The sequence below is a fragment of the Bartonella taylorii 8TBB genome (assembly GCF_902825155.1).
GTDB lineage: Bacteria > Pseudomonadota > Alphaproteobacteria > Rhizobiales > Rhizobiaceae > Bartonella > Bartonella taylorii_A.
This window is the reverse complement of sequence record NZ_CADEAG010000229.1, coordinates 1-380: the sequence shown is the minus strand read 5'-3', so window position 1 is coordinate 380 and position 380 is coordinate 1. Positions and strand designations below refer to the sequence as shown.

At 39.5% G+C, this 380-nt stretch carries 1 protein-coding gene; it reads right to left on the bottom strand.

Translation table 11 applies throughout. The features are described 5' to 3' along the window. A partial coding sequence (locus J7R13_RS09420) for a response regulator (protein WP_208438363.1) occupies nucleotides 1-310 on the bottom strand: 310 nt, incomplete at its 3' end. Between the last annotated feature and the right edge of the window lie 70 nt (nucleotides 311-380).

Genomic DNA, 380 nt, shown 5'->3' with positions numbered 1-380 from the left:
CAATAAAATCATATGCCCCTCGTTTTATAGCAGAAACAGCCGTCTCAATATTACCATGACCAGAGATCATGACCACGGGAAGAGCAGGATATCGCGTTTTAATTTCATCAAGCAGTGCCAAACCATCAAGACGACTTCCTTGTAACCAAATATCTAAAAAAATGAGCTTTGGAATACGCTCATTAATTTGAGTTAAGGCTTCATCAGAGTTACAAGCAACACGTGTTTCATAGCCTTCATCATTCAAAATACCAGCAACAAGTTCACGAATATCCGCTTCATCATCAACAATTAAGATATCTGATACCATTCTAGTCCCAGATAGGAAGAACGTCGTGTAGGGAACAAGTGTAGATCTCGGTGTTAGCGGGATCATTAAA